The sequence below is a fragment of the Micromonospora sp. NPDC005205 genome (assembly GCF_040608275.1).
GTDB lineage: Bacteria > Actinomycetota > Actinomycetes > Mycobacteriales > Micromonosporaceae > Micromonospora.
Genome location: NZ_JBEXHV010000003.1, coordinates 366,627 through 386,424, shown reverse-complemented (window position 1 = coordinate 386,424; position 19,798 = coordinate 366,627). Strand labels below are relative to the sequence as shown.

Below are 19,798 nucleotides of genomic sequence, written 5' to 3'. Positions count from 1 at the left end.
TATGGAGACCAGTCGATGACTACCGGGCTGGCACGCGTCACCATCAGCGCGCCGCAACGACGGGTGGACGTCGCCCTGCCGGAGCAGGTGCCCCTGGCTGAGCTGCTGCCCGACGTGCTCCGGCACGCCGGTGTCGGGCTCGCCGACGACGGCGAGCAGCACGGCGGTTGGGTCCTCCGCCGCACCGACGGGGCGCTGCTGGTGACCGCACAGGCGCTGCTGCCGCAGGGGGTCCGCGACGGTGAGGTGCTGCACCTCGTGCCGGCCCGCGCGCACTGGCCCGAGTTGGAGTACGACGACGTCATCGAGGCCATCGCCGACGGTGCTCGCCGCCGCGGCGGCGCCTGGTCGCCCACCGCCACCCGGGCCGCCGGTCTGGCCGGTGCCGCCGTACCGCTCGCGGTCGGACTGCTCGCGCTGCTCGCCGGCGGTCCGACGCACCGGGCCGGCTGGCTGGCGGCCGTCGCGGTGGCGCTGGTGCTCACCGTGGCCGGCACGGTGGCCTCCCGCGCCAACGGCGACGGCACCGCCGGGGCGACGCTCGGCGGCTACGCCCTGCCCTACGCTTTCACGGCCGGTGCCCTGGCCGTCGGCTCCGGTGATCCGGTCGGGCCGATCGGACCGGCCCGCTGGGTGGGCGCTCCCGAACTGCTGGCCGGCTCGGTAGCGCTGCTGCTGGTGGCGTTGATCGGTCTCCTCGGAGTGGCCAGTCGGCTGCGGATCTTCGTGGCCGGCGTCACTGTCGGCCTGATCGGCGCGGGGGCCGCGCTCGGTGGGCTGCTGACTACCACTGCCGATACGGCGGCGGTGCTGCTCAGCGCACTGGTCTTCGCCGTCGGCGTCATCCCGCTGCTGGCCATCCGGCTGGGCAAGCTGCCGCTGCCGCCGATCACCCTGCCGGCCGCCACCCCCGCCGAGGAGCCGGAGCGGGTCCGGGATCTGCCGGACCGGGGCCGGGTGCTCGCCGCGGTGATCCGCACCGAGGAGATGCTCACCGGGATGCTCATCGGCCACGCGCTGCTGGTGGTGGCCACAGCGGTGGTCCTCGTGGTCGCCGGTGGCACGGCGGGCCGGGTGCTGGTGGCGGTCACCTCGGCTGTGCTGCTGCTGCGGTCGCGGCTGTTCGTGGCGCTGCGACACCGGGTGCCGACGGTGCTCGCCGGGCTGGCCGGCTACGCGGCGCTGGGCGCCGTGCTGGTCGGTCCGGCCGACGAGACATGGCGACTGGTGCTGGTTCTGGGCGGGGCGGCGCTGGCCCTGGTGGCGGTCGCCAGCGGCACCGGGTACGCCCGCCGGCCGGTCTCGCCGTACCTCGGGAGGGTCGCGGACCTCACCGACACGGCCCTGGTGGTCGCCGTGGTGCCGATCGCCTGCGCGGTGCTCGACCTGTACGACAGGGCCCGAGGGCTGCTCGGTTGAGCGACCCTCGGGCCCTGTGCGTCAGCGATCGTCAGTGCATGGATTCGCCGCGCGCCTCGGCGTCGCGGGCCCGCTTGTAGGAGGCGTGGATCTCGGCCTCGGCCTCGGTGCGGCCGACCCAGGTCGCGCCCTCCACCGACTTGCCGGGCTCCAGGTCCTTGTAGACCTCGAAGAAGTGCTGGATCTCCAGGCGGTCGAACTCGCCCAGGTGGTGGATGTCGCGCAGGTGCTCCTGGCGAGGGTCCTCGTAGGGCACGCAGAGGACCTTGTCGTCCCCGCCCTTCTCGTCGGTCATCCGGAACATGCCGATGGTGCGGCAGCGGATCAGACAGCCCGGGAAGGTCGGCTCGGGGACCAGCACGAGGGCGTCCAGCGGGTCGCCGTCCTCGCCCAGGGTGCCCTCGATGAACCCGTAGTCGGCCGGGTACTGGGTGGAGGTGAAGAGGGTGCGGTCCAACCGGATCCGGCCGGTCTTGTGGTCCACCTCGTACTTGTTCCGGTGACCCTTGGGGATCTCAACCGTCACGTCGAAATCCATCTGCACGCTCCCTCGTCTGCCCACGCTGGCTAACGGAACCACTGGCGGCCCTCCGGACAGGTGAATGCCCACCCGCCGACTCCGGCCGCCGCATAGTCTTCGGACCGAAGTAGTGTCACCCAAGCCGATTTTCGCTGGGGGAGGAGGGGGTCGTGGGGAGGGAAGATTCACACTACCGCCCGGATGGGGGCTCCGCGCACGGTACCGGACGATCCGGCTCCGGCAGCGCCAAGGGGCGGGTCCCGGTGCCGGAGGCGCACCTCCCACGGGCTCCCGAAGTAACGACCCCGGCACCGGACGAAGTAACGACCCCGGCACCGGAGACGGTGCCCGAGCGGCCCCCGCCGCTGCCCTGGCGCCCACCGGTGGGGCCGGCGTCGCCCGCTCCGAACGCGGGTCGGTTCCCGGTAGCCGGTGGTGACCAACCGGTGAGCGGCCCGCCACGCGGCAGTGCCACGGTCCCGGTGAGCCCTGCGCCGGTCAGCCCGTCGTTCGGTCCCGGGCCGACCGCCCCCGACCCAGGTGAGGTCCCACCGGTGGGGCCGCCGATCTCCGCGTTGCCGGCACCCGCCGACGCCGCGCCAGCGCCCGTACCTGCCGCGCCGCGCCGCCGGAGGCGGCTGCCGGTGGTGCTGGCCGCTGTGCTCCTGCTGGTGCTCGCCAGCGTCGGAGTCGTGATCACCCGTCCCGGCCCGGTCGCCGGGTGGCTGGGCGACGATGCCGGGTCCGGGCCGAACGCGGTCGGCGTGACTCCGGAACCCGCCCCGTCGGACGTGCTGGGCGGCCCGGATTCGAACGCCCCGGTGCCCACCCCGGACGGGGTTCGGGCAGTGCTCGATCCACTGGTCGGCGTCGCCGCCCTGGGCGACCGGGTGAACGTCTCGGTCGCCGACGTGATCACCGGTCAGACGTTGTTCGCCAAGGGGGCGGACGACGGCACAGTGCCCGCCTCGGTGACGAAGCTGGCGACCGCGGTGACGGTGCTGGCGGCCCGGGGTCCCGGCTACCGGATTCCCACTCGTGCCGTGGCCGGCGCGAAGGCCGGCGAGGTGGTGATCATCGGGGGTGGTGACCCGACCCTCGCGATCAACAAGAAGGGTTACTACCCGGGCGCGGCGCGCCTCGACGATCTGGCCGCCCAGGTGCGTACCGCGCTCGGCGGCACGCCCCCGACCAGTGTCACCGTCGACGGTTCGGTCTACTCCGGCCCGGTCTACGGCCCCGGCTGGGACGACGACATCCCCACCGGCGGTTCGGGGGGCGCGGTGACCGCGCTGATGACCGACGGCGCGCGTACCGACCCGGGCGTCGAGCACGGGTCCGCCCCGCGGTTCGCCGAGCCGGACCTGGCCGCCGGCAAGGCGTTCGCCCGGTTGCTCGGGGTGCCGACCGACTCCGTGAAGCGGGGCGCGGCCCCGCCCCAGGCGGCGGCCGGTGCCAGCCCGGCACCGGGCACCGAACTGGGCGTGGTGCAGTCCCCGCCGCTGATCAGGCTGGTCGACGTCATGATCAGCGAGAGTGACAACCTGGTGGCCGAGGCGCTCGCCCGGCAGGTCGCGTTGGCCCGCGGTCAACCCGCCTCGTTCGACGGCGGCGCCGCCGCCATGGACGCCGAGGTGGCTGAGCTTGGCCTGCCCGCCGACGAGATCAGCGTCTCCGACGGCAGCGGCCTGTCCCGGCTCAACCGGATCAGCCCGTCGCTGCTGACCGATCTGATCCGCCTGGCTGCCAGTCCGGACCATCCGGACCTGGCCGGTGTCTTCGGTGGTCTGCCGGTGGGCGGTTGGTCCGGGACTCTGAACGAGCGCTACCGCACCGCTGCGGGCACGGCCGCGGGCGCGGGCAGCGTCCGGGCCAAGACCGGCACCCTGACTGGCGTGCACTCCGTCGCGGGCCTGGTCACCACCGCCGACGGTCGGCTGTTGACCTTCGCGGTGCTCACCGACAAGGTGCCGGGGGACCGGGACACCGCCCAGCCGGCACTGGACCGGATCGCCGCTGCGCTGGCCGGTTGCGGCTGCGGCTGACCGTCGCCGGTTCGGGGGCGACGGGGTCGTCATCGGCGTCGATCGAGGGCGCGAGCCCGGGCCGGGGTGTCGCGGCGCGGGTACGGTGGGTTCATGGCGCAGTTCGTGGACTGGGATCTGGCCGCCGCCACTGCGGGGGCGTTGAGCAAGTCTGGCCCCCGCGTGTCGTACGCGGAAGCCACCGACGTGGTCGGCGACCTGCGTCGGCTTACCGACGAGGCGGCCGGGCACGTGGCCGACTACACGGGGTTGCGGGCGCAGGTGTCGCATCCGCCGGTCCGGGTGGTCGACCGCCGCGACTGGGCCGCGACCAACATCGCCGGTCTCCGCGAGGTGATCACACCGCTGGTGAGTCGGCTCTCCGGCGACAAACAACCGGGCGCGTTGACCGAGGCGATCGGTTCCCGGCTCACCGGGGTGCAGGCCGGGACGGTGCTGGCCTACCTCTCCGGCCGGGTGCTCGGCCAGTACGAGGTCTTCTCGGCCGACCCGGGCCAGCTGCTGCTGGTCGCGCCGAACATCGTCGAGGTGGAGCGCAAGCTCGGCGCCGACCCTCGGGACTTCCGGCTCTGGGTGTGTCTGCACGAGGTCACCCACCGCACCCAGTTCACGGCGGTGCCGTGGATGCGGGCCTACTTCCTCAGCGAGGTGCAGGCGTTCGTCGACGCCTCGTCCAGCGGAAGCGAGCACCTGGTCGAGCGGTTGCGGCGCGGGGTGGCCACGTTGTCCGACGCGGTCCGTGATCCGGAGAGCCGCACCAGCGTGCTGGACATCGTGCAGACCCCGGCGCAGCGGGCCGTACTGGACCGGCTCACCGCGTTGATGACCCTGCTGGAGGGGCACGCCGAGTTCGTGATGGACGGCGTCGGCCCGCAGGTGATCCCGAGCGTGGAGCGGATCCGGGCGTCGTTCAACCGACGCCGGGAGGCGGGCAACCCGCTGGAGAAGGCGATCCGCCGGCTGCTCGGCGTGGACGTCAAGATGCGCCAGTACGCCGAGGGGCGCAAGTTCGTGCACGGGGTGGTGGAACGCGTCGGCATGGACGGCTTCAACTCGATCTTCAACTCGCCGCTGACCCTGCCTCGGCTGTCGGAGTTGGGTGACCCGGACGCCTGGGTCGCCCGGGTGCACGGCCCCGCCGGCACCATCCCGGCCGCTGGCTGACCACCCGCCGGTGGCCGCGCTCGCTCCGCCGGTGGCCGCGATCCGGGTGGCGGTTCGCCGCGCCCTGACCGGCCTGCCGTCCGGCGGGCCGGTGCTGGTCGCCTGCTCCGGTGGTGCCGACTCGCTCGCGCTCGCGGCGGCCACCGCCTTCGTGGCACCACGGCTGGGCCGCGTCGCGGGGCTCGTCACCGTCGACCACGGCTTGCAGGACGGCTCCGCGGAGCGCGCCGAGGCGGTAGCCACGTGGGGGCGAGGGGTCGGCTTCGTGTCGGCGACGGTGGCCCGGGTGGAGGTGGCCGGGCGTCCCGGCGGGCCGGAGGCGGCCGCCCGGGAGGCCCGCTACCAGGCGCTGACCGAGGCGGCCCGGCAACAGAACGCCGTCGCGGTGCTCACCGGGCACACCCGTGACGACCAGGCGGAAACGGTGCTGCTCGCGCTCGCCCGGGGCGCCGGCCCACGGGGGCTGGCCGGAATGCCCGCCCGCCGCGACCTGGGCGGGGTGCCACTGCTGCGTCCGCTGCTGGAGATCGGTCGGGACCAGACCCGCGCCGCCTGCGCCGTCCTCGGGCTGAGCCCGTGGCAGGACCCGCACAACAGCGACCCGTCGTACGCCCGGTCGAGGGTGCGGGGCGACCTCCTGCCGGCGCTGGTGCGGGCGCTCGGGCCAGGTGTGGTGGACAACCTGGCGCGTACCGCCCGGCTGGTGGCCGCCGACAACGCCGCGCTCGACGAGTTGGCGGGGACGGCTCTGGCGGCGGCCCGGTGCCCCGACGGAGGGCTGTCCGTACCGGCCCTGCTCGGCCTGGTTCCCGCCGTACGCGGCCGGGTGCTGCACTCCTGGGCCCGCGAGTTGGGTGCGCTGCCCGGTGCCCTGTCGCACCGGCACGTGGCCGCTCTGGACGCCCTGGTGACCGATTGGCACGGTCAGGGCCCGACCGACCTGCCCGGCGGTGTCCGGGTGCTCCGCCGCGACGGCCGGCTGGCATCGGTGCGCCCCGCCTGACCTGACCGGCCGGTCTCAGCCGCTGTGTGCCCGGTCCCGGAAGGTGGTCCGGTAACTGTGTGGGGTGGCACCGACCCGGCGACTGAAGTGGTGGCGCAACGCGGCCGCGTCGCCGAAGCCGGCCTGGTCGGCGACCGCCTCCACGCTCAACGGGGTCTCCTCCAGCAGCCGCCGGGCGAGCAGCACCCGCTGGTTGGTGAGCCAGTCGTGCGGGGTGGTGCCGGTCTCGGCGCGGAACCGGCGGGCGAACGTGCGGGGCGCCATGCCGGCGCGGGCGGCCAACTCCTCCACGGTGATCGTCCGGTCCAGGTGGCCCATCAGCCACTCCAGCACCGGTTCGAGGGTGGGTGCCTCGGGCGCCTTCGGGATGGGCGCCTCGACGTACTGGGACTGGCCGCCGTCGCGGTGCGGTGGGACCACCATCCGCCGGGCCAGCCGGGTCGCGGTGGCCGAGCCGTGCTCCTGGCGGATCAGGTGCAGGCACGCGTCGATGCCGGCCGCCGTGCCTGCGCTGGTGAGCAACCGACCGTCCTGGACGTAGAGCGAGTTGCATCGGACCCGGGCGCGCGGGTGCCGGCGTTGCAGCTCGTCGACGTACCGCCAGTGGGTAGTGCACTCGCGGTCGTCGAGCAGCCCGGCCTCGCCGAGCAGGAAGGCTCCGGAGCAGACGCTGAACAGGTGCGCTCCGCGGGCGTCGGCCCGGCGGAGCGCGTCGAGCACCGGGCCGGGGACCGTGGTGCCCTGGCTGTGCGCGGGGATGGCCACCAGGTCGGCCTCGTCGACCGGGCCGAGGTCGGCGTGTGGGGTGAGGTGGAAGCCGGACGAGGTACGCACGGGAGCGCCGTCCGGGCTGCACACCTGGAAGCGGTAGGCGGGGAAACCGTCGGCTGTCCGGTCGGTGCCGAACACCTCGGCGAGCACGCCGAGCTCGAAGGGAGCGACCTGGTCGAGGGCGAGGACGGCAACGGACCGCAGCATGTGACGAGGGTAACCCGACAGGTGGCAGTAAATCGATGACCACTGGCATTCCTGCCACTGTCCGATCGCTTCGCGAGGTCGCAGACTTGTCTCAGTCCGGTGCGCACCGGCGGCGAAACCGACAGCAATCATGCGAAAGCGAGCGCCGCCATGGAGTTCCTGTTCATCCTCCTGTTCCTCGTCCTCCTCGCCACCGCCTCGGCGGCCGGCCTCACCGTCGACAGCCACGATTCGGCCGACTGGAAGCCGAGCGACGATGGCCGCCGCTGGCGGTCACGCACCAACTGATGTGATTAGCGTTGTTTGCGCAGAAAATCCTCGCCGGGACCGCGCCAAAAGGTGCGGCCCCGCCGACGGAGGCCATCCGACGTACGGCAGGCTAGGAGTCATGGCTGACGGCTCCTGGTACGACGCCGACATCGACCACGTGATCATCTCTGAGGCGCAGATCCGCGAGAAGACGGCGGAGCTGGCCAAGCAGGTCTCCGCCGACTACTCCCACGTGGGCGACGGGCTGCTGCTGGTGTGCGTACTCAAGGGCGCGGTGATGTTCATGGCGGACTTCGCCCGGGCGCTGGGCCGCAACGGCCCGCCGGCGGAGCTCGACTTCATGGCCATCTCGTCCTACGGCCAGGGCACCACCTCCTCCGGGGTGGTCCGCATCCTCAAGGATCTGGACCGGGACATCGCCGGTCGGCACGTGATCGTCGTCGAGGACATCGTCGACTCCGGGCTCACGCTCTCCTGGCTGCTGCGCTACCTCGAGTCGCGCTCGGCGGCGAGCGTCGAGGTGGTCGCCCTGTTCCGCAAGCCGGACGCGGTGAAGGTGCCGGTACCGGTGAAGTACGTCGGCTTCGACATCCCCACCGAGTTCGTGGTCGGGTACGGCCTCGACTTCGCTGAGCGCTACCGGGAGCTGCCGTACGTCGGGGTGCTCAAGCCCGAGGTCTACGCCCGCTCCTGACGCCGGGCCGACCCGTCGCGACGGCCCGCGGGCCGACATGAGCCCGACTTCTATCGGCATCCATCAAGCCGACGTTCAGCGCGCTCTCAGCTGATGCGGTTACCGTGTAGCACGGTGGCCCGGAGGTTCCTCCGCGCTCGACCCACTCGATCGCGTGACCGGGCGCTCGGGTGGCCGAGCCGGACTCCCCGCCACGCCGGCTTCCACCCGGACTCGCCGTACGTTGGCTGCGGGGCTGGTGGGCCTGCCCACGGTGCGTGTCGTCGATGTCGAAGGCGCGTGAAGTGCGGAGGCTCGCAGGTTCGCTGCTGGCGTACACGGTCTTTTGATGGTGCACGACTGCGGGGCTCGCAAGCTCACGCCTCGCGTACACGGTGTACCGTCGAATGACCGCGGCGCGGTAGTTTTCGCGCCTCGGGGTCGAGTCGGCCCGCACGGCGGCTCCGGCCGCCGCTCAATGCGGCGACACCATCAGACGGTCAGGACGTCGATCAGGAGGATGCGGGCGCCCCGGCGCTCGACAACAGTATGGAACGTACGCGTTTCTTCCGCCGACCGGTGGTCTGGATCATCCTGGTCATCCTCGGCGCCGTTGTGCTCAGTCAGCTGTTCACCAGTGGTCCCAGCTACCACCGCGTGGACACTTCCGTTGCGCTCGATCAACTGCACACCGCCAAGATCAACAAGGTGGTCTTCCAGGACAAGGAGCAGACGCTCCAGCTGGACCTGGCCCAGAAGACCAAGTTCGGCAAGACCGAGACCAACAAGATCGAGGCCCAGTTCCCGTACCAGGCTGGCGACCAGATCTGGAACGAGGTGCTGGACGCCAAGGCGAACAACCGGGTCACCGGCCCGGCCGACGCCAAGGTCTCCTCGGACAGCATCTGGGTGAGCCTGCTGGTCAACCTGCTGCCGATCGCGCTGCTCGTGCTCCTGCTGCTGTTCTTCATGTCGCAGATGCAGGGCGGCGGCTCCCGGGTGCTCAACTTCGGCAAGTCCAAGGCCAAGATGATCACCAAGGACACTCCGAAGACGACCTTCGCGGACGTCGCGGGTTCCGAGGAGGCCGTCGAAGAGCTGTACGAGATCAAGGACTTCCTGCAGAACCCGGCCAAGTACCAGGCCCTGGGCGCCAAGATCCCGAAGGGCGTGCTGCTGTTCGGCCCGCCCGGCACCGGTAAGACGCTGCTGGCCCGCGCGGTCGCCGGCGAGGCCGGGGTGCCCTTCTACTCCATCTCCGGCTCCGACTTCGTGGAGATGTTCGTCGGCGTCGGCGCCAGCCGGGTCCGTGACCTGTTCGAGCAGGCCAAGACGAACGCCCCGGCGATCGTCTTCGTCGACGAGATCGACGCCGTCGGCCGGCACCGTGGCGCCGGCATGGGTGGCGGCCACGACGAGCGGGAGCAGACGCTCAACCAGCTGCTCGTCGAGATGGACGGCTTCGACACCAAGGGCGGCGTCATCCTGATCGCGGCCACCAACCGGCCGGACATCCTCGACCCGGCGCTGCTGCGCCCGGGCCGGTTCGACCGGCAGATCCCGGTGGACGCCCCCGACATGGAGGGCCGCAAGGCCATCCTGCGGGTGCACGCCAAGGGCAAGCCGTTCACGCCCGACGTCGACCTCGACGCGGTAGCCCGTCGCACGCCGGGCTTCAGCGGTGCCGACCTGGCCAACGTGATCAACGAGTCGGCCCTGCTCACCGCTCGTAAGGAGCAGCGCGCGATCTCCAACGACTCGCTCGAAGAGTCGATCGACCGGGTGGTCGCTGGTCCGCAGCGGCGGACCCGCGTCATGAGCGACAACGAAAAGAAGATCACCGCGTACCACGAGGGTGGCCACGCGTTGGTCGCCTGGGCGCTGCCGCACGCCGCGCCGGTGCACAAGGTGACGATCCTGTCCCGTGGCCGCTCGCTGGGCCACACCCTGGTGCTCCCCACCGAAGACAAGTACACGCAGACCCGCGCCGAAATGATCGACACCCTGGCGTACGCGCTGGGCGGTCGCGCTGCCGAGGAACTGGTCTTCCACGAGCCGACCACCGGCGCCGGCAACGACATCGAGAAGGCCACCCAACTGGCCCGCGCGATGATCACCCAGTACGGCATGAGCTCCAAGCTCGGCGCGATCAAGTACGGCACCAGCGGGGACGAGCCGTTCCTCGGCCGCAACATGGGCCACGAGCGGGACTACTCGGACTCGGTGGCCGCCGAGATCGACGGCGAGATGCGGGCACTGGTCGAGCTGGCGCACGACGAGGCCTGGGAAATCCTGGTGGAATACCGGGACGTCCTGGACAACATCGTGCTCGAGCTGATGGAGAAGGAAACCCTCTCCACGGCCGACATGGCGCGGATCTGCTCCCGGGTGGTCAAGCGCCCGCCGCTGGCGCCGTACAACGGCTTCGGCAAGCGTCAGCCCTCCACCGAGCCGCCCGTGCTCACCCCTGCGGAGAAGGACAAGCTCAAGGCGCAGGCCCAGGCCGACGGCGCGCAGGCGTCGGTTGGGGGCGTGGCGCCGTCCAACAACTCGGACGGCACGCACTGAGCAACGACCCGACGGCCAGCTCCCCACACCGGGAGCTGGCCGTCTCCGCGACCGAACCCGACGGCGACGACGAGCTGGACTACGTGGCCGCGCGGCTGATCAGCGGCAAACTGACCGGCCGGCCCGTCGAGGACGCCGTCGACCTCGGCCGGATCGAGAAGGCCGTCCGCGAGATCCTGATCGCCGTCGGCGAGGACCCGGACCGCGACGGACTCCAGCAGACCCCGGCCCGGGTCGCCCGTGCGTACGCCGAACTCTTCGCCGGCCTGCGGGTCGACCCGGCCCAGGTGCTCAGCACCACCTTCGAGGCCAACCACGAAGAGCTGGTCATCGTCCGGGACATCGACGTGATGAGCCTCTGTGAGCACCACCTGCTGCCCTTCCGGGGCAGCGCGCACATCGGCTACATCCCGGGCCCCGACGGGCGGATCACCGGCCTGTCCAAGTTGGCCCGACTCGTCGAGGTCTTCGCCCGTCGTCCGCAGGTGCAGGAACGGCTCACCTCACAGGTCGCCGACCTGCTGATGAGCAAACTCGCGCCCCGCGGCGTTGTCGTCGTGCTCGAATGCGAACACATGTGCATGGCGATGCGCGGCATCCAGAAGTCCGGTGCCAAGACCATCACGTCGGCAGTACGCGGCATCCTGCAGTCGGACTCCAAGTCGCGGGCCGAGGCGATGGCGCTGATCATCCCCCGCTGAGATCGCGTCGCACCACGGCCGGCCGCCACCCCAACCGGGACGGCCGGCCGTCGCGTTTCCGCACCAGCTCGGGCCGTGCCCCGGCCGAGTGGGTCCCGCCCGTCAGCCAGCGAGCAGGGCCAACAGCAGGCCGGCCGTGGCCAGCACCGCCGGCACCAGGCACACCAACGCACCGAAACGCACCGTACGGTCCAGCCGCTCGGTGGGGCTGACCCGGAACAACCGGCCAATGCCGATCCAACCGGCGACGAACGCGACCGCCGGCATCGGCAGCCCGCAGATCAACGCCGCCACGGTGGCCGGTCCCACCCCCGTCGCCGCCAGAACCACGACCTGGATCAGCGGCACCAACAGCGCGAACGGCCCGTACACCAGGAGGTTGCGCGCCCTCGCGGGCCAGGACCCCGGCCGGAACCGGCGGCGCGCGGCCAGCGCCCCGTCCGCCGCCTCGGCCCAGCCACGCGCGGTCCGCAGCGCCGCCAACACGGCCGCCGGGCCGCCCGCCATCGACCGGGCCGCCTCGGTCAGCTCCGGCGGTGACGGCACCAGGGAGATCGCCGGTACGCCCAACTCGCGCAACCGTTCCTGCTGACTCGCCAGCCCGGTACGGAGCACCGTCAGCTCCTCCCGGGCGGCCTCCGCCGACCGGGCCTGCTCACCGGCGGCGGCAGCCGCACCCCGGCGTACCCCGTCCAGCTGGCGGGCGGCCGCAAGATACTCAGTCCAGGCATTGCCGGGCTCGACCGCCCCCGGCGTGGCGTCCCCGGTCACCGCAGCTGCCCGCTGCCGCCCCGGCCCGGTCACCGTCGCGATCGAATCCACCTCGACACCCTCCACGTGCGCCACCCGATCAGCCGGCCACGTCGGCGAACGGCACCAGGACCGTGCCCCGCTCGTCCGGACCGTCCCAGAGCACCGCCCGGTCGGGGCGCACCTGCCACTCGACCGGCCGACCGAAGACCGCCGTGAGCTGCGCGACCGGCACGTCCAGCACGGCCACCGCAGCGAGCTTGTCGACCTCACCCGCCGGCTCGAACAACGCGGCGAACGGCGGCACCGCACGCCACCAGCCCAGCAGATGCCGCCCCGCCGGCGGCCCGTCCCGTAGGAGCGACCGCAGCCGGTCCAGCGGCAGATCCCGGGGCCCCGGCCGGTCCAGCCCGAAGACCACCAGATACGTCGGCAGGTCGTGGGCCGCGTCCGCGAGCAGCATCGGCAGATCCACCAACTCGGCCGAATGCCGGGCCGCCAGATCGGCCGTCAACGCCTCCGCCAGGACCCGGGCCCCGGGATCCGGCGCCGCCACCAGGAAGCGGGCACTGCCCGGCGCGTGATGAGCCGACGTGCTCCGCGCCGCCGTCGCCAACAGCCCGCCCGCCGCGGTGCCCGACCCCAACACCGCGAGGTTGCGCCCAGCCGCCGGCCCCAACGGCACGGCGACCGTCGAGCGGGCCACGTCCACCGCCCGGCCCAACAGGGCGGCCGGCCCGTGAGCCTGTCCCGCCAGGGCCGCCCGGTGGCGCGGATCATTGCCCAGCAGCGGGCGGGCGTAACCCGCGAAGACCACCGGCGGCACCGACCCCGCCGGACGGGCCTCCCACAACTCGTGCCGCAGCTTCTCCACGACCTCCGGATGATCCTGCGGGTCCGGGTGACGGATCAACCGCTCGTGACCCCGGATCGCGCCCCGTGGGCCGCCGAGCCCGCCGGCCGTGTTCACCACCGCGCTGCCCACCGGCAGGCCGGCCGCCGAGTCGTTTGTCGGCTCCAACACCGGACTGCCACCCGGCAGCGCCACCCGCACCGGGAACTGCCCGAGCACCGAATCCCGATGACCAGCATCCGCCCGCGCACTCAGCCCCAACTCGCCAGCACCCGCCAGGACCAGATGCACGCCGTACGCCCGACCCGCCCGGGCCAGCCCGTCCAACTGGGCGGCCACCTCGGCGGCCAGCCGGTCCCGCTCGGCGAAGAGCAGCGGAACATTGTCCACCACACAGACGATCCGGGGCAGCGACTGGTGCTGACGCAGCTCCGCGAAGCGTTGCCCCCCGGCCCGAGCACCCGCCTCCGTGCGGCGCTGGACCTCGGCCGTCAACTCGTCCAGCAGATCCCGGACGTACTCCCGGTCGGCGGCCATCGCCGCCGCGCGCACCTGCGGAACCCACGACCGGTCCCGCTCGGTCTGCAGGAACTCCACGAAGGACTCGCCGTCGCCGAGATCCGCCAGGTAGAACGCCACGTCGTCCGGGCCGTACCGGGCGGCCAGGCCGAGCAACGCGGTGGTCAGGAACGCCGCCCGGCCCGCTGCGGACCGGCCGCTCACCAGCCAGTGCGGGGTCAACTCGGTGAAGCCCAACGGCACCGACCGGCCTCCGGCATCGCCGACGGTCGTGGTCAGCCCGTCGGCCGAGTCCGATTCCCACAGTCGCTCACCCGTCGGCGGTAGCAGAGCACCCAACGCCAACCGGGAACCCGCCTCCACCTGCTCGGCGAGCCGCCGACAAACCGCGTCGACCAGCTCGGCCGGCGGGTCCGACTCGACGAAGACCGGCGAGTTCAAACCGCCCGGCGGATCAGCGCCCGGCCCGGCGAACGACGCCCCCGGCGGATCGCCGAGCAGCGCGTACGCATTCCGCAACGCCAGTGCAGTGGTGTGCGGCAGCGGTGCCCGGGCCGAGTACGGGCCGGCGGGCGGCCAACCCGCCACCACCAGGTGCAGCCCAGCGGCCGGCCCCTGCTCGGCCAACGTCTCGATACGCGCCAGATCGGTCGGGCCTGTCGACTCCGGAAGCGCGGCCACCACCAGCAACAGCGTCCGATCGTGGCGGCGTCGCCCACTCGCCCCCGGCGTCACCCACTGCTCCGCCTCGGTCAGCACCGCGCGCAGACCCACCACGTCCACCGCCGGTGGCGGCAACAGGCCAGCATCCGCGAGTGCCCCGAACGGTGTCAGCACAGCCCCGGTGGCATCCACAGCGCGAATCAGCAGGGCACCCGCCGGGGCCGCACCCAACAACCGCAGGAGTACGGCCCGGAGCAACCCCGCAACCCGTGGCTCCCGTGCGTCAGCGTCCACGCTGAGGTGACCGGTGCCGACAAGTGGCACCAACGCGGGGAAACGAGCGTCGTCCAACGGCGCCGCAGTACCGACCCGAACGAACGGTGGCGGACCATCACCGGCCGGCGAGTCCACGGTGAGTGAGTCCAGTGCAGCACCCGACCAGCCCGGCGCCAGCAAGGCCGCAGCTGTCCGCAACCGGTCGGCCACCTCGTACTGGCGGCGCTGATCGGCCGGAGCCGGCCGCGTCTCGTCCAGGATCCCGGCAGCCGCGGTCGCGACGGCCGACGCCCGACGGTGCAGGGCTGCGGCGCGGTTCGTGCGAGCCTTCGGACCGGCCACCGCGTCCACCCCCTCTACCCGAGGTTGGCAACCCCTCCCCGAGCAGAGACGGTATCCCAGCCGACGGTCCTCCTCCGGGAGGTGCCTCGGCGCTGCGCCGGTGTTGTCGTGGATCTCACCGGTGGGGAGGGGTCCGTCACGATCCGCTGGATCTGAGGCATTGGCTCCGGAGCGTCCAGCCGATAACTTCAGGAGGTGGAATCAGTGCAGCCCCCCGCCGGTTCCCAGGTCTCCCGCGTACCGGCCCAGCGGACACCGTCCGAGCAGCTGCCGCCCGCCCCGGCAACGCCGGCACCGCAGCCGCCACGCCGCCGAACGCGGACGGTGCTCACAGTCGTCGCTGGCGTGCTCGCCCTGCTCTGCCTCGGAGGCATCGCCACCGCCGTGGTCTGGTACAACCGCGCCTCGACACCCGACCGCAGCACCCCCGACGTCGCGGTGATCAATTACCTTCAGGCGACGCTCGTCTCTCGCGACCCGAACCGAGCGGGGTTGTTCACCTGCGAGGGCGCGGTCCCCTCGGTCGATGAGTTCGCTGCGGATGTTGCCGGACGTGAGCGGGAACTTGGCGTCTCTTTTTCGATCAACATCGAGGACGTTGCCGTTACTGAGACTGCCGGCGCCGACGCCACCGTTGTCGCTGTCATCCGGCGGAGCGCCGCAATTGACGGAATTTATCAGAGCTTGGCAGACACGTGGCAGTTCGATTTGAACAACCGGGACGGCTGGCGTGTTTGTGCTGGCTCCCGGATTAGTTAACTTTCATTCAATCCACAAGAGATGAACCGGCACCTCCAGCGTGGTGGGTGACTGGCCTCGCCAGGCCCAGCGGTACCACTCCACCTCGGTTGTGACTCGCACGCAGATGTCCCCTTCGGCGCCTGAGTAGGTCTCGGTGACCGCTCGAAGGTCACGGTGCTCCCGGCCGCCCTCGACGTGCACCACCCGCCGACCGGTGACCGCGTCCGCTTCGAAGACCGGCGTGGGGGTCCGGTGTGCCGGGCCGTCCAGCGAGACCAACCGGATGCCCGTGTCCCGGGCGTCGTCCACTGCCGGACGGCTGCCGACCGTCTCCACCCAGACCCGCTCCACCGGCACCAAAGGCGCGAACACCTCAACCTGGTCGGCTTCGGCCCGGTACCACTCGTGCTCGGGGATCACGGGAACGTAGGTCCGGGCGCTCTGCACGACCCGGTCGTCCGCGCGCAGGTCTCCGCGCCAACCCATCCCGGGCAACCCGACCAGCACCCGTTGGCCGCGTAGCTCGACCCGCTCAGTCGCGGGGACGATGGTCAGCGGTCTCGGCGGCTGCGGTGCCCAGTCCGGCTGGTCGGCGAAGGGGTCAGGTAACGGTCCGGTCATACAGGTGCTGGCCTCACTCAGCGGCGCGCAGCGGGGCACCCCGCCCGCGCATGAACGGGACCGGATTCACCGCGCCAGACGCGTTACGGTCGTTGCGCAGGTGCACCTCGAAGTGCAGGTGCGGGCCGGAGGAGTTGCCACTGCTGCCGACCTTGCCGATCACCTGACCGGCCGTCACGATCTGGTCCTTCTTGACGAAGGGCTGAACCACCATGTGGCAGTACCGGGTGATGTAGCCGCCCGCGTGCAGCAGGTCGACGAACCAGCCGCAGCCCCCCTTTCCGGGAAATCCGTCCACGTTGCAGTCCTGCCGGCCGCGGCGGTCCTCGTCGCAGGTCGAGACCAGCACCCGGCCAGTCGCTGCGGCGCGGATCTCGGTACCCTTGGCCGCGCCGATGTCGACTCCGTTGTGGCTGGGTCGGCTGGCGGTGCGGAAACCGGAGCCGACTCCGCCGGGGATCGGCGCGGTCCAGCCGGAGGCGGCGATCTGACCGCGTTCGGCCGCGTTGCACACCGCCTTGCCGTTGATCTCGACGGTGCGGGCCGCCCCGCCGGCCAGTGCGTCCACGATCCGGCTGGCTACCTCTTCGTGCTTGGCGTACGCGTCCGGGTAGGCGCTGACCTGGACCCGCTGCGCGACCACGGTCAGCGGTCGTTGTTGCCAGCTCTCCACCTTCACGAGCTTCTCGTAGAACTTGCGGGCCGCGTACGCGGGGTTCAACCGCTCGGCGACACTGCCCCACCCCGGCCGCTGCTGGAACAGGCCCAGCGAGTCGTGGTCCGCGCCAACACCCTCGTGTGGCAGGGCCAGGGATTCGGGTACGCCGCTGTTGGCGAGGTTGCGCAGCGCGGACTCCTGCATCGCGGTGGCGAGGGCGACCACCCAGCCTCGCGAGGGCACGCCCATGTCCTGGCCGACCTTGATGATGATCGCGGCATTGCGGACCTGTGTGTCGCCGTACTGGGCGAATCGCGGCAGCTTGCCCGCGATGTTCACCGCTCGGACCGGCCCGCACTCCATGCCTGCCATGGTGTCGCCGTTCTCGGCGTCGTCGCCTCCGAGCCCGGTGAGGAAGAACGCCGCGGTGCCGCCGGTGCAGCAGAGCAGAAGCAGCATCCCGGTGAGCACCGCGGCGACCACACCGAGCCGGAGGGGCCCGCGCCGAGTTTCGGCGTTACCAACGTCGCTCATGGCCGCTCCCAGTCCAGAACGTCGACCAGCCAACCATCATCGGAGGTGACCAGCTCCAACCGGAGCCCGCCGGCATCAAGGGGTAGCAGCAATTCGACGAACGTCTCGGTCCGCTCCCGCATGGTTGGAGGACCGGTGACCTTCTCGGCCGGCACGCTCTCGGGCTCGGCGCCGGTCAACTTCTCCCTCAGCGCCGGCGTGGAAAGCGGCCGCAGGCCAGCCTGCCACTCTTCGGTGGTCATCCCGGGACTGCCCAGCCATGCCTTGGCGAAGCGGTCGGCGGTCTGTTCGGGCGTGCGGCCGCCGGGCGACGTCACTGGTGACGGCGGAGCCGCGCTGTTGAGTAGACCGTCGTCGCCGGCCGTCGGGTCCACCGTGATGATCGGCCCATCCGGACGGCTGCTCAACCCATCGGCTGAGTCACCCGGGCTGGAGATCAGCCTGGCCGCCCCGAGCACACCGACGACCACCACCCCGATCACGAGCGCAACGCCCAGCCGGGACCGCAGCGCCCGGGTGAAGAGAAATTCCAGCGCCCGTCGCATCGCCGTCACCTCGCCTCTGAGCGCACCCGAGGTCCGGTGCGATCCGGTACACGCTCGGTGGAGCCTGGGCGGTAGACAACGAACGACGGGTTCTCAGCCGGAACATCCGGCTCGGTCCAGGTCGCCGGCTGTCGGCGTCGGGGCTGCGGGGCGGTTGGGCGGCTCCGACCTTTGCCCTCCTCCGCCGGCGCCTCGTCGGGCCGCTCTCGGCCGTCGGGGCGCGCCGTGTCTGCGCGCCGGCCCTCGGCCGCGGCTGTCGGCACCGGAGCCGGGTCCTCCCGCCGCGCCTCCGGGCGTAGTCGGGTCTGTTCCACCGTGGGGGACCGTCGACGTCCGCCCACCGGCTCGGCGGTCCCGCCCGGCTCGGCTACGTCCAGCCGAGCGGCGGTCCGCATGTCGCGAAAGAACCGGCGGTGCCAGGATCCGGCCGAACTGACCGCTTCGCTGCTGTCCTTGCCGCCGAGTTGCGTGATCCGCCGGTACGGCCGCAGCAGCAGCCACCCGACCACCCCGCAGAGCCAGACCAGCACCACCTGAAGCCAACCCGCCATGGTGGGAGTGCTCATGATCAGGTCGACGGCGAACAGGTAGATCGCTGCCCCGGTACCGAAGATGGCGATATTGAACAGCGCGGCGACCACGGCGTTCGCCAATCGCCGCAGACCGGCGCTGGCCGGCCGCAGCAGACCGATGGTGCCCAGGATCGGTGCCGCGATCACCGCCCACCGGAAGATCAGGAAACCCAGCAGGACCAGTAGCGACGCGGTCAGGTCGAACATCGCAAAGAGCAGAGCCGCGAGCACGGCGATGAAACCTGCGCCGACCCGATCCATATCGCGGACACCCTGGAGATATTCGTACGCCTCTGGGTCCTCGGCCTTGATTTGCTGCGCCACCCGGGCCCACTGCTGCTGCTTGGCCTTGATCGTCGCTTCTCGGGCCGCCGAGCTGGCGCGCATTGACTTGGCTTCGCCCCACGTCAAAGATTTTGCATCGTAGAGTGCGGGGCCGTATTTGATCGCGGTCTCGCTTTCTGCTGAACCTAATACGCCCCGGAGCCAATTCCGGTACAGCATTGTCTCGGTAGCGGTGTCGCTGGCTCGGACGGCGGGGGTTCGAAGGTCCTTGCAGCGGTCAGGATCGATGCAGCGCCCAGGGTCCGGCTCCTTCGCCTGCGGCCCAACGGCGTCATGCACCACTCCCAGACTGGTGACAAGTGCGCCGTCGGCGATGTTCGCTGACTTGACCGGCCACGCAGCCAGCGCCGTGACCGCGACCATCACCAGCAGAGCCCAGCCCGCGGTGGTCATCGCGTTGCTCATGTCTGACTGTCGGGACCGCCAGAGTAGATAGAGTCCCACTACACACAGGGTGACGATTCCGAAGACGCTGAACACCTTCTGGTACACGGCCTTAGTCGCCTGTTCGACAAGCGGGTCAGCCCATCCCCACATCGAACCGGGGTCCCAGGCGCGCTCTCTGAGCGCATTTGACGCACCGATGATCGCCGTTGCGGCCATGAACTCGCCATTGGCGATCGTCGTGGTGAACTTGTAGTCCGGATGAAGCACGCTTGAGGCGCAGCCACCGTCGATGTCATAGGTGTTATAGCTGTAGCCGCCGTAGCCATAGAGGCTGTACCGACCAGCTACTCCATTCGCGGCCTCCGTCGGTGGCGCGGCGGCGAACCAGCCGGCGAGCCCGGAGTCCGGCGTACCCGGGGTTGGTGCGTTGCGGCACGTGACCTGGTCTTCGCTGACCGCTTGTAGCTTTGCCACGCAGGCGCGGAAGTCGGCTTGCCATTCGGCGGTCGTGCAGAGGTCGGCGCGGGCCTGGGCGGTGGGCGGTGCGGCGGCTGCGGCCTCCGCGCCGATCAGCGGCCAGGTGAGGGTAGCCCCGGCCAGTACGCCAAGGGCGAGCAGGAACGACGCGGTCCTTGCCCAGGCCCTAGCCAT

17 protein-coding genes are annotated in these 19,798 nt (G+C 71.5%); 9 read left to right on the top strand and 8 right to left on the bottom strand.

The features are described from left to right. Positions 1 to 15: 15 nt before the first annotated feature. On the top strand, positions 16 to 1,419 hold the full coding sequence (eccD, locus tag ABZU43_RS09185) for a type VII secretion integral membrane protein EccD (protein WP_355005973.1): 1,404 nt from the start codon (positions 16 to 18) through the stop codon (positions 1,417 to 1,419). A 31-nt stretch (positions 1,420 to 1,450) separates the two neighbouring features. Here eccD and ABZU43_RS09180 read toward each other — a convergent pair whose 3' ends face one another. After that, positions 1,451 to 1,957, bottom strand: coding sequence for an inorganic diphosphatase (locus ABZU43_RS09180; protein ID WP_099849144.1), 507 nt, complete (start codon positions 1,955 to 1,957; stop codon positions 1,451 to 1,453). 557 nt (positions 1,958 to 2,514) lie between these two features. Here ABZU43_RS09180 and dacB point away from each other — a divergent pair. The 3 genes from dacB (at position 2,515) to tilS (ending at position 6,151) form a co-directional block, all read left to right on the top strand. Beyond that, positions 2,515 to 3,984: a D-alanyl-D-alanine carboxypeptidase/D-alanyl-D-alanine-endopeptidase gene (gene dacB / locus ABZU43_RS09175; protein ID WP_355006091.1), complete on the top strand. Its 1,470-nt coding sequence runs from the start codon at positions 2,515 to 2,517 to the stop codon at positions 3,982 to 3,984. Positions 3,985 to 4,077: 93 nt separating this feature from the next. Further along, entirely contained in the window at positions 4,078 to 5,148 is a 1,071-nt protein-coding gene (locus tag ABZU43_RS09170; RefSeq protein WP_091403614.1) for a zinc-dependent metalloprotease, read from the top strand. A 10-nt stretch (positions 5,149 to 5,158) separates the two neighbouring features. Then, positions 5,159 to 6,151 (top strand): tRNA lysidine(34) synthetase TilS, encoded by a 993-nt coding sequence (gene tilS, locus ABZU43_RS09165; protein ID WP_355005972.1) that lies wholly within the window; start codon positions 5,159 to 5,161, stop codon positions 6,149 to 6,151. Positions 6,152 to 6,166: 15 nt separating this feature from the next. On the opposite strand, the gene ABZU43_RS09160 is transcribed toward tilS, so the two are convergent. Next, positions 6,167 to 7,129, bottom strand: a complete 963-nt coding sequence (locus tag ABZU43_RS09160) for a helix-turn-helix domain-containing protein (protein ID WP_355005971.1) — start codon at positions 7,127 to 7,129, stop codon at positions 6,167 to 6,169. Positions 7,130 to 7,228: 99 nt separating this feature from the next. Here ABZU43_RS09160 and ABZU43_RS09155 point away from each other — a divergent pair, with 99 nt between their 5' ends. From ABZU43_RS09155 to folE, 4 genes are all read left to right on the top strand, one after another. Beyond that, a complete protein-coding gene (locus ABZU43_RS09155) occupies positions 7,229 to 7,417 on the top strand; it encodes a hypothetical protein (protein ID WP_355006099.1) in 189 nt (62 codons plus the stop codon). 100 nt (positions 7,418 to 7,517) lie between these two features. Continuing rightward, a complete protein-coding gene (gene hpt, locus ABZU43_RS09150; RefSeq protein WP_091403272.1) occupies positions 7,518 to 8,093 on the top strand; it encodes a hypoxanthine phosphoribosyltransferase in 576 nt (191 codons plus the stop codon). Between the two features lie 528 nt (positions 8,094 to 8,621). Further along, positions 8,622 to 10,640 carry an ATP-dependent zinc metalloprotease FtsH gene (gene ftsH, locus ABZU43_RS09145; protein WP_355005970.1) on the top strand — a complete coding sequence of 673 codons (2,019 nt, stop codon included), beginning with the start codon at positions 8,622 to 8,624 and terminating at the stop codon, positions 10,638 to 10,640. Positions 10,641 to 10,675: 35 nt separating this feature from the next. After that, positions 10,676 to 11,341 (top strand): GTP cyclohydrolase I FolE, encoded by a 666-nt coding sequence (gene folE / locus ABZU43_RS09140; RefSeq protein ID WP_091403265.1) that lies wholly within the window; start codon positions 10,676 to 10,678, stop codon positions 11,339 to 11,341. Between the two features lie 102 nt (positions 11,342 to 11,443). On the opposite strand, the gene ABZU43_RS09135 is transcribed toward folE, so the two are convergent. After that, positions 11,444 to 12,112, bottom strand: coding sequence for a hypothetical protein (locus tag ABZU43_RS09135; RefSeq protein ID WP_355006090.1), 669 nt, complete (start codon positions 12,110 to 12,112; stop codon positions 11,444 to 11,446). 79 nt (positions 12,113 to 12,191) lie between these two features. Then, positions 12,192 to 14,753: an FtsK/SpoIIIE domain-containing protein gene (locus tag ABZU43_RS09130; RefSeq protein ID WP_355005969.1), complete on the bottom strand. Its 2,562-nt coding sequence runs from the start codon at positions 14,751 to 14,753 to the stop codon at positions 12,192 to 12,194. Between the two features lie 336 nt (positions 14,754 to 15,089). On the opposite strand from ABZU43_RS09130, the gene ABZU43_RS09125 reads away from it, so the two are divergent. Further along, positions 15,090 to 15,503 (top strand): hypothetical protein, encoded by a 414-nt coding sequence (locus ABZU43_RS09125; protein WP_355005968.1) that lies wholly within the window; start codon positions 15,090 to 15,092, stop codon positions 15,501 to 15,503. Between the two features lie 3 nt (positions 15,504 to 15,506). Here ABZU43_RS09125 and ABZU43_RS09120 read toward each other — a convergent pair whose 3' ends face one another. Genes ABZU43_RS09120 through ABZU43_RS09105 form a run of 4 tightly spaced genes read right to left on the bottom strand, consistent with a single transcriptional unit; the run spans position 15,507 to position 19,798 of the window. Next, positions 15,507 to 16,106 carry a hypothetical protein gene (locus ABZU43_RS09120; protein WP_355005967.1) on the bottom strand — a complete coding sequence of 200 codons (600 nt, stop codon included), beginning with the start codon at positions 16,104 to 16,106 and terminating at the stop codon, positions 15,507 to 15,509. Between the two features lie 13 nt (positions 16,107 to 16,119). Then, the gene (locus tag ABZU43_RS09115; RefSeq protein ID WP_355005966.1) at positions 16,120 to 17,298 is read right to left on the bottom strand and encodes a M23 family metallopeptidase; all 1,179 of its coding nucleotides are present in this window, start codon (positions 17,296 to 17,298) and stop codon (positions 16,120 to 16,122) included. Continuing rightward, entirely contained in the window at positions 17,295 to 17,852 is a 558-nt protein-coding gene (locus ABZU43_RS09110) for a hypothetical protein (protein WP_355005965.1), read from the bottom strand. Before ABZU43_RS09110 ends, ABZU43_RS09115 begins: the two co-directional genes overlap by 4 nt. Then, a complete protein-coding gene (locus tag ABZU43_RS09105) occupies positions 17,849 to 19,798 on the bottom strand; it encodes an MFS transporter (RefSeq protein WP_355005964.1) in 1,950 nt (649 codons plus the stop codon). The genes ABZU43_RS09110 and ABZU43_RS09105 overlap by 4 nt, the downstream gene beginning before the upstream one ends.

Coding starts and splice junctions, on each gene's coding strand:
- eccD (WP_355005973.1), top strand. CDS start 16: ATGACTACCGGGCTGGCACGCGTCACCATCAGCGCGCCGCAACGACGG.
- ABZU43_RS09180 (WP_099849144.1), bottom strand. CDS start 1,957: ATGGATTTCGACGTGACGGTTGAGATCCCCAAGGGTCACCGGAACAAG.
- ABZU43_RS09170 (WP_091403614.1), top strand. CDS start 4,078: ATGGCGCAGTTCGTGGACTGGGATCTGGCCGCCGCCACTGCGGGGGCG.
- ABZU43_RS09160 (WP_355005971.1), bottom strand. CDS start 7,129: ATGCTGCGGTCCGTTGCCGTCCTCGCCCTCGACCAGGTCGCTCCCTTC.
- hpt (WP_091403272.1), top strand. CDS start 7,518: ATGGCTGACGGCTCCTGGTACGACGCCGACATCGACCACGTGATCATC.
- ftsH (WP_355005970.1), top strand. CDS start 8,622: ATGGAACGTACGCGTTTCTTCCGCCGACCGGTGGTCTGGATCATCCTG.
- ABZU43_RS09120 (WP_355005967.1), bottom strand. CDS start 16,106: ATGACCGGACCGTTACCTGACCCCTTCGCCGACCAGCCGGACTGGGCA.
- ABZU43_RS09115 (WP_355005966.1), bottom strand. CDS start 17,298: ATGAGCGACGTTGGTAACGCCGAAACTCGGCGCGGGCCCCTCCGGCTC.
- ABZU43_RS09105 (WP_355005964.1), bottom strand. CDS start 19,798: ATGGCTAGGGCCTGGGCAAGGACCGCGTCGTTCCTGCTCGCCCTTGGC.